General features: G+C 64.0%; 11 protein-coding genes and 1 pseudogene. All 12 read right to left on the reverse strand.

Annotated elements, in window-relative coordinates:
- Positions 1-41: 41 nt before the first annotated feature.
- Positions 42-1,976 carry a methyl-accepting chemotaxis protein gene (locus tag ABMD26_RS09170; protein WP_354309159.1) on the reverse strand — a complete coding sequence of 645 codons (1,935 nt, stop codon included), beginning with the start codon at positions 1,974-1,976 and terminating at the stop codon, positions 42-44.
- A gap of 142 nt (positions 1,977-2,118) precedes the next feature.
- A complete protein-coding gene (locus ABMD26_RS09175) occupies positions 2,119-3,408 on the reverse strand; it encodes an adenylosuccinate synthase (protein ID WP_192069194.1) in 1,290 nt (429 codons plus the stop codon).
- 54 nt (positions 3,409-3,462) lie between these two features.
- Positions 3,463-4,650 (reverse strand): ATP phosphoribosyltransferase regulatory subunit, encoded by a 1,188-nt coding sequence (locus ABMD26_RS09180; RefSeq protein WP_320522949.1) that lies wholly within the window; start codon positions 4,648-4,650, stop codon positions 3,463-3,465.
- 235 nt (positions 4,651-4,885) lie between these two features.
- Positions 4,886-5,755, reverse strand: a complete 870-nt coding sequence (gene hflC, locus ABMD26_RS09185) for a protease modulator HflC (protein ID WP_049862034.1) — start codon at positions 5,753-5,755, stop codon at positions 4,886-4,888.
- A complete protein-coding gene (hflK, locus tag ABMD26_RS09190; RefSeq protein ID WP_049862035.1) occupies positions 5,755-6,939 on the reverse strand; it encodes an FtsH protease activity modulator HflK in 1,185 nt (394 codons plus the stop codon). The genes hflC and hflK overlap by 1 nt, the downstream gene beginning before the upstream one ends.
- 96 nt (positions 6,940-7,035) lie before the next feature.
- Positions 7,036-8,337, reverse strand: coding sequence for a ribosome rescue GTPase HflX (hflX, locus tag ABMD26_RS09195; protein WP_049862036.1), 1,302 nt, complete (start codon positions 8,335-8,337; stop codon positions 7,036-7,038).
- 12 nt (positions 8,338-8,349) lie between these two features.
- A complete protein-coding gene (hfq, locus tag ABMD26_RS09200) occupies positions 8,350-8,610 on the reverse strand; it encodes an RNA chaperone Hfq (RefSeq protein WP_043191144.1) in 261 nt (86 codons plus the stop codon).
- A 94-nt stretch (positions 8,611-8,704) separates the two neighbouring features.
- Positions 8,705-9,676 (reverse strand): tRNA (adenosine(37)-N6)-dimethylallyltransferase MiaA, encoded by a 972-nt coding sequence (gene miaA, locus ABMD26_RS09205; protein WP_134722962.1) that lies wholly within the window; start codon positions 9,674-9,676, stop codon positions 8,705-8,707.
- 3 nt (positions 9,677-9,679) lie between these two features.
- Positions 9,680-11,575, reverse strand: a complete 1,896-nt coding sequence (mutL, locus tag ABMD26_RS09210; protein ID WP_134722961.1) for a DNA mismatch repair endonuclease MutL — start codon at positions 11,573-11,575, stop codon at positions 9,680-9,682.
- Positions 11,575-12,984 (reverse strand): N-acetylmuramoyl-L-alanine amidase, encoded by a 1,410-nt coding sequence (locus ABMD26_RS09215; protein ID WP_049862039.1) that lies wholly within the window; start codon positions 12,982-12,984, stop codon positions 11,575-11,577. The genes mutL and ABMD26_RS09215 overlap by 1 nt, the downstream gene beginning before the upstream one ends.
- Before the next feature lie 16 nt (positions 12,985-13,000).
- Complete coding sequence (gene tsaE, locus ABMD26_RS09220) at positions 13,001-13,471, reverse strand: tRNA (adenosine(37)-N6)-threonylcarbamoyltransferase complex ATPase subunit type 1 TsaE (protein ID WP_090355873.1); 471 nt, start codon at positions 13,469-13,471, stop codon at positions 13,001-13,003.
- A pseudogene (locus ABMD26_RS09225) lies at positions 13,459-14,274 on the reverse strand (NAD(P)H-hydrate dehydratase); the annotation flags it as partial. The gene tsaE and the pseudogene ABMD26_RS09225, both read right to left, overlap by 13 nt.
- Between the last annotated feature and the right edge of the window lie 93 nt (positions 14,275-14,367).

Genomic DNA, 14,367 nt, shown 5'->3' on the forward strand with positions numbered 1-14,367 from the left:
TGCGCCTTTCGCGGCCTATGACCGCTCCTACAGGCGGGCATCTAGGCACGGAATTGGCCCAGGCTGGCTTTCAACTGGGCCGCGAGCTTGTCCAGTTCTCGGCTGCTGGCCGTGGTCTGCTGCACGGCGAAAGCCGCTTTCTCTGCCTGCGCATGAATCACCTGCACCCTCCCCTTCACGGCCTGCGCGCCGCGCGCCTGCTGCTCGGCGGCCTGGGTCGCCAGGCCGATCGCCGCGTGTACCTGCTCCACTGAAGCCTGCACCGCCTGCTGCAGCCGCGCGCTATCGCGCAGCACCGCCAGACCTTCGTCCGCCTGACGTCCGGCCTGGCCGATGGCCGCCACTGCCTCGCGCGCGCCGGCCTGCAAAGCGCCGATATGCGCTTGAATGTCGCCGGTCGAACTTTGCGTCTTGCTCGCCAGCGCACGCACCTCGTCGGCCACTACAGCGAATCCACGTCCGGTTTCACCGGCTCGCGCCGCTTCGATGGCGGCATTGAGCGCCAGCAGATTGGTCTGCTCGGCGATCCCGTGGATCACCGTCAACACCACCTCAATCTGCTGACTCTGCTCGGCCAGTCGTTCGATCACCTTGGAACCGCTCTGCACCTGCCCGGCCAACGCCTCGATCAAGCCGCCGACCTGTTGCGAGGCCCGAGTGTTGTCGTCCGTGGCCTGACGGATCTCCACCACTTGTTGCAAGGCCGACTGCATCGCCTGACTCTCGGCCTGGGCCTCATCGGCCATCTGCGACAAGTCCTGCAGGCTCTGCGCCACTTCATCGCGCTGCAATTGGGCGGCATCGTCGGCGCCAGCGTTGCGCTGGGCCATGCTGCCGATCTCGACCCCGGTCTTGTGCGCCACCTCGCCCGCTTCGCGAACGATGGGCTGCAGCTTGTCGACGAAACGGTTGACGGCTGCCGCCATGTCACCGATCTCGTCGCGGCTGTGGATCGCCACCCGCTTGGTCAGGTCGCCTTCACCAGCAGCCAGGTCATCCAAGGCGCCGACCAGCAGGCGCAGGCGATGCACCACACGACGGCCCAGCACGGCGGCCAGCACCACCAGCATGGCCAGCCCTACCAGGGCCAGGCACAGCCCGATGCGCCAGCGCAACTGCGCCGCAGCGTCCTGCACAGTGCTGTGGGTATTGGCCTGCATGGTCGCTGCCGCCGATTCCGCCGACCGCAGACGGGCCTGCAACGCCTTGGCGCTTTCGGCCGAGGCGCCTTGCAGACTTTCGCCCACCAGTTGCCCGGCACTGGCAATCAGCGCGGCAAAACGCTTGTCCAGTTCGGCTACCTGCGCTTCGACGCCCGTGCGCGAAACGGCCATCAGCACGCGGCCAATCTCCACGCCGTTGGGATTGATCGAAGCTTCGACATAGATCACCCCCGGATCATTCCTGGCCGCATCGAGCACCTTGTCCAGGGCGCGCTCACCGGCGCCCTTGGCCATCAGCGCCTGGTTGATCGGGTTGTCGCGATTCAGGTAGCGGGTCAGGTGCTCGCCCTGCGCGTCGTTGTAGATCACGAACAGCACGTTGGGGTTGCGCTGAGCGCGGCGGGCGAACTCGGACAGCGTCGGTACATCGTTGTCCCACATGGCCCGCGGCGCAACCGAGGCCAGCAGCTCGGCCATGTCGGTGGCCGAATCCTGCAGGTCCTTGTCCAGGGTCGCTCGAATCTGTGCCTGTTCCTGGGTCAGGCGCGCCGACAAACCGGCACTCAGGCGCTGACGCGTGTTGGCGGAAAGACTTTCGAGCCCGGAGGACACCTCCGCACTGGCGCTTTGCAGTTCCCCTGTCAGCCGCTGGCTGTCCTGGGCCATGCGCTGATCCAAGTCGGCTTCGAGTGCAGTGACGGTGCTTCGGGTCAGCGCAATGGCGGCCAGCACCTGCACCAAAAGAGCGATACCCAAGGCAATGAAAACCGGACGCAGCAAGCGGCTGCGCAGAAGAGAAAGGACAGCGGACATGTGAATCCCCTTTTTATTGACGCCATCGTAATACTGGCACCTGATTCGGAATCACACAGCAAACGCCGTGCCGGACGGCCGACCTGTCCCTGAAACGACAAAAGGCCCCGAAGGGCCTTTTGCTGTGGTGCACGAACCGCGATCAGCCGAACGGATGACGCAGCACGATAGTCTCGTTGCGATCAGGACCGGTCGAGATGATATCGATCGGTGCGCCGATCAGCGCTTCGACGCGCTTGATGTAGGCACGGGCATTGGCTGGCAGCTCTTCCAGGGTTTTGGCACCCACGGTCGACTCGGTCCAGCCCGGCACTTCTTCGTACACCGGCTGCAGGCCGACGTAGCTGTCGGCGTCGGTGGGGGCAACGTCATTGCCTTCTGCATCTTTGTAGCCGGTGCAGATATTGATGGTTTCCAGACCATCGAGTACGTCCAGCTTGGTCAGGCAGATGCCCGAGATGCTGTTCACATCGATCGCGCGGCGCAGGATGACAGCGTCGAACCAGCCACAGCGACGGGCACGGCCGGTGGTTGCGCCGAATTCATGGCCTTGTTTGGCCAGGTGCGCGCCGACTTCGTCGAACAGCTCGGTCGGAAAAGGCCCCGAACCTACACGGGTGGTGTAGGCCTTGGTGATGCCCAGGATGTAGTCCAGGAACATGGGACCGACGCCCGAGCCAGTCGCCACGCCACCTGCGGTGGTGTTGGAGCTGGTCACGTAGGGGTAGGTGCCGTGGTCGATGTCCAGCAGCGAACCCTGGGCGCCTTCGAACATGATGTCTTTGCCAGCGCGACGCAGTTCGTGCAGCTCGGCCGTCACGTCCAGCATCAGCGGCTTGAGCAGCTCGGCGTATTCCTTGCACTCGGCCAGGGTCTTCTCGAACTCGATGGCCGGCTCTTTGTAGTAACCGACCAGCATGAAGTTGTGGTAATCCACCAGTTCACGCAGCTTGTCTTCGAAGCGCGGCATGTTGAGCAGGTCGCCCACGCGCAGGCCGCGACGTGCAACCTTGTCTTCGTACGCCGGGCCGATGCCGCGGCCGGTGGTGCCGATCTTCAGCTCGCCACGGGCCTTTTCACGGGCCTGATCCAGCGCCACGTGGAAGGACAGGATCAACGGGCAGGACGGGCTGATACGCAGGCGCTCGCGCACCGGTACGCCCTTCTCTTCCAGCTTGGTGATCTCGCGCATCAGAGCGTCGGGTGCAACGACCACGCCGTTGCCGATCAGGCACTGCACGCCTTCGCGCAGCACGCCCGAAGGAATCAGGTGCAGGACGGTTTTCTCGCCGTCGATCACCAGCGTGTGGCCAGCGTTGTGACCGCCTTGATAGCGCACTACCGCGGCAGCATGTTCGGTCAGCAGATCAACGATCTTGCCTTTGCCCTCATCACCCCATTGGGTGCCCAGGACTACGACATTCTTACCCATAACACTTGTCCTCATTCGCGCAAACTTGGTGCCGGCAGCGGCCGGCAGGAATACTCAAGAGGCCAGTGGCAGCACTTGCCATTGCCCGTTCTGCTGAATCAATTGACGGTCGCAATCTGCCTCGCCAGCAGCCTCGATCGTCTGGCCCGGCAGGGCCTGGACCACGCGCTGGCCCTCGCGGCGCAGCTGGCAGACCACCTGCCACAGTGCTGCATCAGTGCTATCGGGCATCCAGACGCCACCGCACGGCAGTTCGATTCGAGCCCGGCCCAGGGTGACCAGGGACTTGAGGTCCGTGGAAAACCCGGTAGCCGGGCGAGCGCGGCCGAAATCCGCGCCGATGTCGTCGTAGCGGCCGCCCTGAGCGATGGACTGGCCCATGCCTGGAACGAACACGGCAAACACCACGCCGGTGTGATAGTGATAACCGCGCAGTTCGCCCAAGTCGAAGTACAGCGGCAATTGCGGAAAACGCAACGACAGGCGTTCGGCAATCGTCAGCAGGTCGTCCAGCGCGGTCAGCACCGCCGCCGGTGCATTGGCCAGGCGTACCTTGGCCTGGGCCAGCACTTCCCGCCCGCCACACAGCCCGACCAGAGCCCGCAGCATCTCGGCCAGATCGGCCTGCAGCCCTTCGGTCAGGGTGATCACCTCGTCGATGGCCTTGCGCTGCAGGGCATCGAACAACTGTTGCTCGACATCCCCCGACAGGCCCGCCGCGCGGGCCAGGCCACGGTAGATACCGACGTGCCCCAGATCCATGTGCACGTCTGGCACATCGGCCATTTCGAGCATGGTCAGCATCAGGCTGATGACTTCCACGTCGCTGCTGGGGCTGGCATCGCCATACAGCTCCGCACCCAACTGGATGGGGCTGCGCGAACTGGACAGGGCGCGAGGCTGCGCATGCAGGACACTGCCGGCATAGCACAGACGGTTCGGCCCTTCACGACGCAAGGTATGTGCATCGATACGCGCCACCTGGGGCGTGATATCGGCACGGAAACCCATCTGCCGACCCGATTGCGGGTCGATCACCTTGAAAGTGCGCAGGTCAAGGTCCTGGCCGGCGCCGGTCAGCAGCGATTCGAGGTATTCGATATGCGGAGTCACGACGAACTCGTAACCCCAGCTCTGGAACAGGTCCAACACCTGGCGCCGCGCGACTTCGATGCGCGCAGCCTCAGGCGGCAGTACTTCTTCGATGCCATCTGGCAGCAGCCAGCGGTCTACCGTTGCCATTACGCCTTTCCCCTATGATCCGGGTGGCCTGCCGTCGGGCTAGCCTTGAGTGAAGCAGAAATCGCCCACCGCAAGCACGTCGCGGGGCAATGTCCTCATGAACCGGGCCTATGAATCGGCCAATCGATCTTGCAGACGCAAAAAAGCCGGGAATTTCCCGGCTGCCGCATCATACACACGTTTTGCCGATCGTTCACCCCGCCGAACGGTTAAACCGCCCGGCGGGGAAAGCCGATCAGGGCTTGTACTTCTCCATGAAGCGGAAGAAATCGCTCTTGGAGTCGAGCACCATCACGTCGCTCTTGTTGGCGAAGCTCTGGCGGTAAGCCTGCAGGCTGCGGAAGAAGGAGTAGAACTCCTGATCCTGACCATAGGCCTGGGCATAGATGGCTGCGGCCTGGGCATCACCGTCACCACGCGCTTCCTCGGACTCGCGATAGGCTTCGGCCAGCAGGACGCGACGCTGACGATCGGCATCGGCACGGATACCTTCCGCCAGTTCGTTACCCTTGGCACGGTGCTCGCGCGCCTCGCGCTCACGCTCGGTGCTCATGCGCTCGAACACGCTGCGGTTGACTTCCTTGGGCAGGTCGATGGCCTTGACGCGCACGTCAATGACTTCGATACCCAACTCCTTGTCAGCCATGCGGTTGAGTGAGGTGGTGATGTCGGACATCAACGCATCCCGCTCACCCGACACCACTTCATGCAGCGTGCGCTTGCCGAACTGGTCACGCAGACCCGATTCGAGACGACGCGACAGACGCTCGTCGGCGATCTGCTTCATGCCGGAAGTAGCGGTGTAGTAGCGCTCGGCATCCTTCACACGCCATTTGGCATAGGCATCGACCATCACCGCTTTCTTCTCCAGGGTCAGGAACCGCTGGGTCGGCGCGTCGAGGGTCATCAGCCGCGCATCGAACTTGCGCACCTGGTTGACGTACGGCAGCTTCACATGCAGTCCAGGCTGGACATCGGCCTGAACCACGCGACCGAATTGCAGCAGGACCGCACGTTCGGTTTGCGCCACGATGTAGAAGCAGTTCCATGCTGCCACCGCCAGAACGACGGCGACGATCAGGGCGATCACAGATTTATTGCCCATCAGCGACTCTCCCTTGAACGCATTTCACGCTGTTGCTGCTGCAGGTCGGCCGCAGCGCGGGCGCCGGCGGCGTCGCTCGCCGATGACGGCGTGCTGGCGGCAGGCGTGCTGCTGTTATTGCGGTCACCACCGACCATCTTGTCCAGCGGCAGGTAGATCAGGTTGTTCTGACCTTCCTTGCTGGCCACCAGCACCTTGCTGGTGTTGCTGTAGACGTCCTGCATGGTTTCCAGGTACAGACGCTGGCGGGTCACGTCGGGGGCCTTGCGGTACTCGGTGACCAGCTTGGTGAAGCGATCGGCCTCACCCTTGGCACGCGAAACCACTTCGTCGCGGTAGCCGTTGGCATCTTCGATGATGCGCTGGGCCTGGCCGCGGGCCTCGGGAATCACGCCGTTGGCATAGCCTTCGGCCTGGTTGCGCGAGCGTTGCTCATCTTCACGGGCACGGATCACGTCGTCGAAGGCTTCCTGCACCTCACGCGGGGCTGCCGCGCTCTGTACGTTGACCTGGGTGACGGTGATACCGGTCTGGTAGGTGTCGAGGAACCGCTGCAGGCGCTCCTTGATTTCGCCAGCCATCTGCTCGCGGCCTTCGGTCAGCACCTGGTCCATGGCGGTGGAACCCACCACATGGCGCAGCGCACTGTCGGTGGCGTGCTGCAGGCTGATTTCAGGCTGGTCGACGCGCAGGACGAAATCCTGCAGGTTGGTGATCTTGTACTGCACGGTCAGCGGCACCTCGACGATGTTCTCGTCTTCGGTGAGCATCTGGCCCTGCTTGGTATACGAACGCTCGCGCGTGACGTTTTCCAGGTACTTGCGGTCGATCGGCGGGAAGTAGATGTTCAGACCCGGACCCACGGTTTCGTAGTACTTGCCGAAGCGCAGCACAACGGCCTGTTCCTGCTCGTCCACCACATACACCGCGCTGTACAGCCAGATAGCGCCGAGCACGGCAAGGCCGATGCCCAACAGGCCGAGACCACCGCCCTTGGACGTGCCTCCCCCGTCGCCACCACCACCTGTGCGTTTCTTTCCACCACCGAACAGACCGTTCAGGCTGTCCTGCAGTTTGCGGAAGGCCTCGTCGAGATCCGGTGGCCCCTTGCGGTCGCCTCCACGGCGTTTTCCACCCCAAGGATCTTGATTGTTCGAGTTGCCACCCGGCTCATTCCAAGCCATAGCGCTCTCCATCTGATAAAGCAAAGACGCACCCACGGCGCGCCGACCAATGCTACAGAATGCCCGACACGACAGCACAGCTGCCACGTCAGGCTTTTATTGCAAAGTGTGTTGCTCGATGAATTCAGCGGGCTCCATGCCTTCGCGACTGACCAGGCGATTGAGTTCCGCACGTGGCAGGCGGATTGCCAGCAGACTGCCACCTTGCTCATCATGCGCTTCGCTTTGCACCGCGCCCAGCGAAAACAGCTGGGCACGCAGACGGCCCAGTTTCTGGCCCAGCTGCAACGTCCCGACGAACAGGTCCTCGCCCAACAGCTCGGCGACAGCCTGCTTGACCAGCTCGAGGCCGCGACCGTCGCGCGCCGATACCCAGACCCGGACCGGTTTGCCGTCCGCATCGCGCTGTATCTGCGGCTCGACGTTTTCGAGCAGATCGAGTTTGTTATACACCTCGAGGATCGGCAAGCCTTGTGCGCCGATCTCGGTGAGCACCGCCATGACCTGCTCGATCTGCGCCATGCGCTCGGGCTCATGGGCGTCGATCACGTGCAGCAGCAGGTCGGAGTTGCTCGACTCTTCGAGGGTGGCGCGGAACGCTTCGACCAGCTTGTGCGGCAGGTGACGAATGAAGCCCACCGTGTCGGCCAGAATCACCGGCCCCAGGTCGTTCAACTCGAGCCGGCGCAAGGTCGGATCGAGTGTGGCGAACAACTGGTCGGCCGCGTACACCTCGGAGCGGGTGATCGCGTTGAACAAGGTCGACTTGCCGGCGTTGGTGTAACCCACCAGGGACACCGAGGGGATATCGGCACGCCGGCGCCCCCGCCGGGCCTGCTCGCGCTGACTGCGGACCTTCTCCAGGCGCTGCTTGATCTGGCGCAGGCGCACACGCAGCAGGCGTCGGTCGGTTTCCAGCTGGGTTTCCCCGGGACCGCGAAGGCCGATGCCGCCACCCTGGCGCTCGAGGTGAGTCCAGCCGCGAACCAGCCGCGTGCTCATGTGCTCGAGCTGGGCCAGTTCGACCTGCAGCTTGCCTTCATGGGTACGGGCGCGTTGCGCGAAGATGTCCAGGATCAGACCGGTACGGTCCAGCACGCGGCACTCGAAGATCTTCTCGAGGTTGCGTTCCTGGCTGGGTGTGAGGGTGTGATTGAAGATCACCAGATCCGCGTGTTCGGTCTTGACCTGATCACGCAGTTCCTCGACCTTGCCGCTGCCGATCAGAAATTTGGCACTGGGCCGATGACGGGCGACATTGACGAATGCGACAGTTTCGGCGCCGGCCGAGATGGCCAGCTCCTGAAACTCCTGCGGGTCTTCGCGCGCCTCAGGGTCCTGACCATCCAGATGAACGAGGATCGCTCGTTCACCACCACCGTGGCGCTCAAAGAACAAGGCAGACTCCTATCAAGCGTTACCTGGGTCGGTGTCGCCCTGCTCGGATTCGGTCGCGCTTGGCAGACGAATCGGACGCACCGGTACAACCGTGGAAATCGCGTGTTTGTAGACCATCTGGCTGACAGTGTTCTTCAGCAGGATGACGAACTGGTCGAACGATTCGATCTGGCCCTGCAACTTGATACCGTTCACCAGATAGATCGAGACGCCGACCTTCTCTTTACGCAAGGTGTTCAAGTAAGGGTCTTGTAGCGAATGCCCTTTTGACATGTGCCGCACTCCTTTAAGGATCAATAGTGGAAAAGCTGTAAAAAGATGAAGGCTTTGACCGTCAGACCCCAAGGATAGACGGCAATTGCGGGACTCAGCTCAATATGGAGGCCGAGCCCAGGTATTTCAAGGTGCGAGGCAGATTGTCGCCCGCCAGGCTGTCGAGCCACTGCAGATCGGCCCAACTGCGCAACCAGGTGAACTGCCGTTTGGCCAATTGGCGAGTCGCGATGATGCCGCGTTCGCGCATCTGCACCTCGGTCAGCTTGCCATCCAGATGATCCCAGACTTGCCGATAGCCCACCGCTCGTATAGACGCGAGCCCAGCATGCAAGTCACTTCGAGCACGCAAGGCAGTGACCTCCTGGACGAAGCCTTGTTCCAGCATTTGTTCGAAACGCATGGCAATTCGCTCATGCAGCACCGAGCGATCGGCGGGCGCGATGGCCAGGTTGGCCACAGTATAGGGCAATTGCCCGCTTGCCAATGCGCCTGGTTCGGTACTTTGCGCAGATTGTCGCGCGCGCAGCTCGGTCATGCTCGAACCACTTACGCGATACACCTCCAGCGCCCGGATCAGGCGTTGCGGATCGTTGGGATGAATGCGCGCGGCGGACACCGGATCGACCGCCGCGAGCTGGTCGTGCAATGCCTGCCAGCCTTCGCGGGCGGCCTGCGCTTCCAGGTCGGCGCGCACCTGGGCGTCGGCGCCGGGCATGTCTGCCAGCCCTTCGAGCAACGCCTTGAAGTACAGCATGGTGCCGCCGACCAGCAACGGGATGTTGCCGCGCGCGGTGATCTGCGCCATGGCTTGCAGGGCGTCGCGCCGGAAATCGGCGGCGCTGTAGCTTTGCGCCGGGTCGAGGATATCGATCAAGGCATGCGGGTGGGCCTTGAGCACCGCGGGCGACGGCTTGGCGGTGCCGATGTCCATGCCTCGGTAGACCAGCGCCGAGTCGACGCTGATCAGCTCGCAGGGCAACACCTTGCTCAGCTCGATGGCCAGGTCGGTCTTGCCGGCGGCGGTAGGTCCCATGAGGAAGATCGCCGGAGGTAGGCCACTCATCGATCAACGCCCGCGCAGGAAGAGTTTGTCCAGATCGTCCAGGCCCATCTGGGTCCAGGTCGGTCGGCCATGATTGCACTGGCCGCTGCGCTCGGTGTTTTCCATGTCACGCAACAGGGCGTTCATCTCCGGCAGGGCCAGGCGCCGGTTGGCGCGAATCGCCCCGTGGCAGGCCATGGTGCCCAGCAGTTCGTTCAGGTGCGCCTGGATACGGTCACTGGTGCCGTACTCCATGAGGTCGGCGAGGACATCGCTGACCAGGCGATTGGCTTCGGCCTGCTTGAGCAGCGCCGGAATCTGGCGGATGGCCACGGTTTCCGGCCCCAGACGCTGCAACTCGAAGCCCAGGCGCTGGAACCAGGCCGCGTGTTCTTCGGCGCAGTCCGCTTCGCGTTGGCTCATGGCCAGCGACTCGGGCACCAGCAGCGGCTGCCCGCTCAGTCCCTCACTGGCCATGGCGATCTTCAGGCGCTCGTACATGATCCGTTCATGGGCCGCATGCATGTCCACCAGCACCAGCCCTTGTGCATTTTCGGCCAGGATGTAGATGCCCTTGAGCTGCGCCAGGGCATAACCCAACGGGGGAATGTCACCCTGGCCCTGCGGCAGGCTGGGGATCGGTGCGGTGCTGCTGCCTGCGGTGGGCAACGGCGCGAAGAATTCCCGGTAGGCGCTTTGTGCCTCGGCCACCGGCAAGGCGGCGGTCGGCCGCGACGTGTACGAGTAACCGCCACCGGAACCGCCGTTCGACTGCGGTGCGGTCATGGGCGGCTGCAGCAGGTTCGCCGACAGGCCCATTTCACCCTGAGGACCGAACTCGCCGGCCTGCGCGCCACTGGGTCGCGGCGCCTGCGACTGCGTTGGCGCGGTTGCCAACTGGTCTTCGGGGCGCACGTCGGCCAGTGCACGGTGCAATGTGCCGTAGAGGAAGTCATGCACCATGCGCCCGTCGCGAAAGCGCACTTCATGCTTGGTCGGGTGCACGTTGACGTCGACCACCGCCGGATCCACTTCCAGAAACAGAACGAAGGTCGGATGACGGCCATTGAACAGCACATCGCGGTAGGCCTGGCGCACCGCATGGGCGACCAGCTTGTCGCGCACCGCTCGACCGTTGACGAAGAAATATTGCAGGTCGGCCTGACTGCGGGAAAACGTCGGCAAACCGACCCAGCCCCACAGACGCAGGCCATTGCGCTCGACCTCGATCGGCATCGCCTGTTCGAGAAACGCCGGGCCACAGACCGCAGCGACCCTTCGGGCGCGGGCTGTTTCGTCATGCGCTTCGTGCAGGCCGAGGATGCTCTTGCCGTTGTGCCGCAGGTGGAAGCCGACGTCGAAGCGCGCCAGCGCCAGGCGTTTGATGACCTCCTGCAGGTGGTCGAACTCGGTCTTCTCGGTCTTGAGAAACTTGCGTCGCGCCGGGGTATTGAAGAACAGGTCGCGGACCTCGACCGAAGTGCCTACCGGGTGCGCGGCAGGCTGCACGCGGGCATCCATGTCGCGACCTTCGGTTTCGACCTGCCAGGCCTGGTCGGCAGCGGCCGTGCGCGAGGTCAGGGTCAGACGGGCCACCGAACTGATCGAGGCCAGCGCTTCACCGCGGAAGCCCAGGCTCATCACCCGTTCCAGATCCTCAAGATCGCGGATCTTGCTGGTCGCATGGCGTGCCAGCGCCAGGGGCAAGTCGTCGGCGGAGATGCCGCTACCGTCGTCGCGCACGCGCAGCAGCTTGACGCCACCCTGTTCGACCTCGATGTCGATGCGGCGAGCGCCCGAGTCCAGGCTGTTTTCCAGCAGTTCCTTGATCACCGAGGCAGGACGCTCAACCACCTCGCCGGCGGCAATCTGGTTGGCGAGCCGCGGGCTGAGCAGCTCGATACGGGCCGATTCAGTCATTACTGGGACGCCAGGGCAGTGCTGGGAATGGTGACTTCCTGGCCAATTTTCAGTTCGTCGGTCTTCAGGTCGTTGGCGCTGCGCAAAGTGGCAATGCCCAGGTCGTAGCGCGCGGCCAGCATGGCCAGCGTTTCGCCGGGACGCACTACGTGGGTGCTGGGGCCCCGCGCGATCTTGCCGGTGTCACGCAGCCAGGCCATGTAGGTCCCTGGCGGCGGGTTCTGCTGGAAGAACTGCTTCACACCGGTACGAATGGAGCGCGCCAGAGCCTGCTGGTGACCCGAGCTCTGCAGCTTGTTGGCTTCGTTGGAGTTGGAGATGAACCCGGTTTCCACCAGGATCGAAGGAATGTCCGGCGATTTCAGCACCATGAACCCGGCCTGCTCGACACGGCGCTTGTGCAGCGGCGTCACCTGGCCGATGTTGCTCAACACCTTCTGGCCCACGTTGAGGCTGGAGGTCAGCGAAGCGGTCATCGACAGGTCCAGCAGTACGCCGGCCAGCATGCGGTCCTTGTCGTCCAGGCTGACGTTGCCGGCACCGCCGATCAAGTCGGAACGGTTTTCGGTATCGGCCAGCCAGCGCGCGGTTTCCGAGGTGGCGCCGCGCTCGGACAGCGCAAACACCGAGGCGCCGAACGCAGCCGAGGACGGCGCGGCGTCGGCGTGAATGGAAACGAACAGGTCGGCGCCCTTCTTGCGGGCAATTTCGGTACGTCCGCGCAGCGGGATGAAGTAGTCGCCAGTGCGCGTCAGCTCGGCACGAAAGCCTTGTTCGGCGTTGATCTGGCGTTGCAGTTCCTTGGCGATCTGCAACACCACATCCTTCTCGTGCTGGCCTCGCGGGCCCGAAGCACCGGGGTCTTCGCCGCCATGACCGGCATCGATGGCGATGACGATATCGCGCTTGCCGCTGGGCACTGGCGTCAGTTTGATAGCTGGGCGCGTTGGCGTGACTGGCACCGCCGGTGTGGTGGCCACGACCGGCTGAGGCGGCGCTGGCTCGGCATCGGCGGCCGAGTCGAACAGGTCGACCACCAGTCGGTTGCCGTATTGCTGGTTGGGCGCCAGGGTGAAGCTTTTGGGGGTGACGGCCTTTTTCAGGTCCACCACCACACGCAAATCGTTGGGCGTGCGCTGGGCCGAACGCACGCTGGTGACGGGCGAGTCGCCTGGAGCAACGCTGAGCGGGGCGGACGCAGTGGCGCCGTTGATGTCGATCACCAGCCGGTCGGGCGATGTGAGCGTGAACACGCTGTGCTGGACCGGGCCGGTGAGGTCGAAGACCAGCCGGGTATTGTCCGGCGCTCGCCACAAGCGCACGCTCTTGACTTGTGTAGCGGCCACGGCATTGACGACAAAACCCGTCAACATCAGACCAACGACCGCGACCAGCGCGCGAATGCGCATACCTAACCCCATCAAATTATTTGGATTTCTGTGCCACAGCGGCACACCAGGACACGCCGCGCGGGCCCTGTGGCGATAACTTCAACAGCCTTCCGGCCGCTTGCGGGCTTATGGTAATGGTCAGGTCAGGCTTTGGCAAAAAGCCCGCACCCTGCTGGGGCCACTCGATCAGGCACAAGGCGTCCTCTTCAAAGTAGTCGCGGATGCCCAGATACTCCAATTCCTCAGGATCAACAAGGCGATACAGGTCGAAGTGAAAGGCTTTTATAGCTCCGATTTCGTAGGGCTCGACCAGGGTGAAGGTTGGGCTCTTGACCGCCCCGACGTGCCCGAGGCCGCGGATCAAGCCCCGGGAAAAGGTGGTCTTGCCGGCGCCCAGATCACCTTCCAGAAAGATCAGTCCATGGCCTTGGGTGACCTCTGCCATGCGCGCACCGAACGCGACCATCGCGTCCTCGCCCTCGATGAAAATCTCTACTTCTGACACGGATAATGCTCCTCGAGCAACTGACGAATGGCAGGGATCAGATCGCTGGCGGCCAGGCCGCGGCCGCCCTCGCCCGACCGTTCTCCGGCACCGGCGTGCAGCCACACGCCCAGACAGGCCGCATCGTAGCCGTCCAGACCCTGGGCACGCAGCGCGCCGATCAGCCCGGCGAGGACATCGCCCAGCCCGCCGGTGGCCATGGCCGGATGACCATGCTCGCAGATCGCCAGGCGACCGTCGGGCGCTGCGATCAGGCTGCCGGCGCCCTTGAGTACACACACTGCCGCGTACTGCCGGGCCAGCCGCCGGGCTGCCGCCGGGCGATCTGCCTGCACCTGCTGGGTAGAAATGCCCAGCAGCCGCGCCGCTTCGCCAGGATGCGGGGTCAGTACCGCATCGGCGGGCAGCGTGACGGCGCCTTGGGCCAACTGGTTCAGCGCATCGGCGTCCCACACCTGCGGCTTGTCCTGGCTGGCCGCCACCGACAGCAGGCTGCGCCCCCAACCGGCCTGGCCCAGGCCGGGCCCGACCACCAGCACGCTAGCGGCCTCGGCCATTGGCAGGAGCTGGTTGGCCGAGGCGATATCGGCCACCATCACTTCCGGCAGGCGCGCCAGCGCCGGCGCTACGTGCTCGCCGCGGGTGGCCAGCGAGACCATGCCCGCCCCGCTGCGCAGCGCGCTTTGGGCGCTGAGCAGTGCCGCGCCGCCGGTGCCGTGGTCGCCGCCGATCACCAGCACACGGCCGTACATGCCCTTGTGCGCATCCAGTGGCCGCGCCGACAGGACCGGCAAGGAGGCCGGGGTGAGCGGCACGGCGGCCGCTGGCTGGCTGTGCACTACGTCGGGTATTTGCGTGTCTGGCGGCATGCTTGAACCTTTGCTGTCGATGTCTGG

The organism is Pseudomonas sp. PvP001, assembly GCF_040546375.1.
Classification (GTDB): Bacteria; Pseudomonadota; Gammaproteobacteria; order Pseudomonadales; family Pseudomonadaceae; genus Aquipseudomonas; species Aquipseudomonas coleopterorum.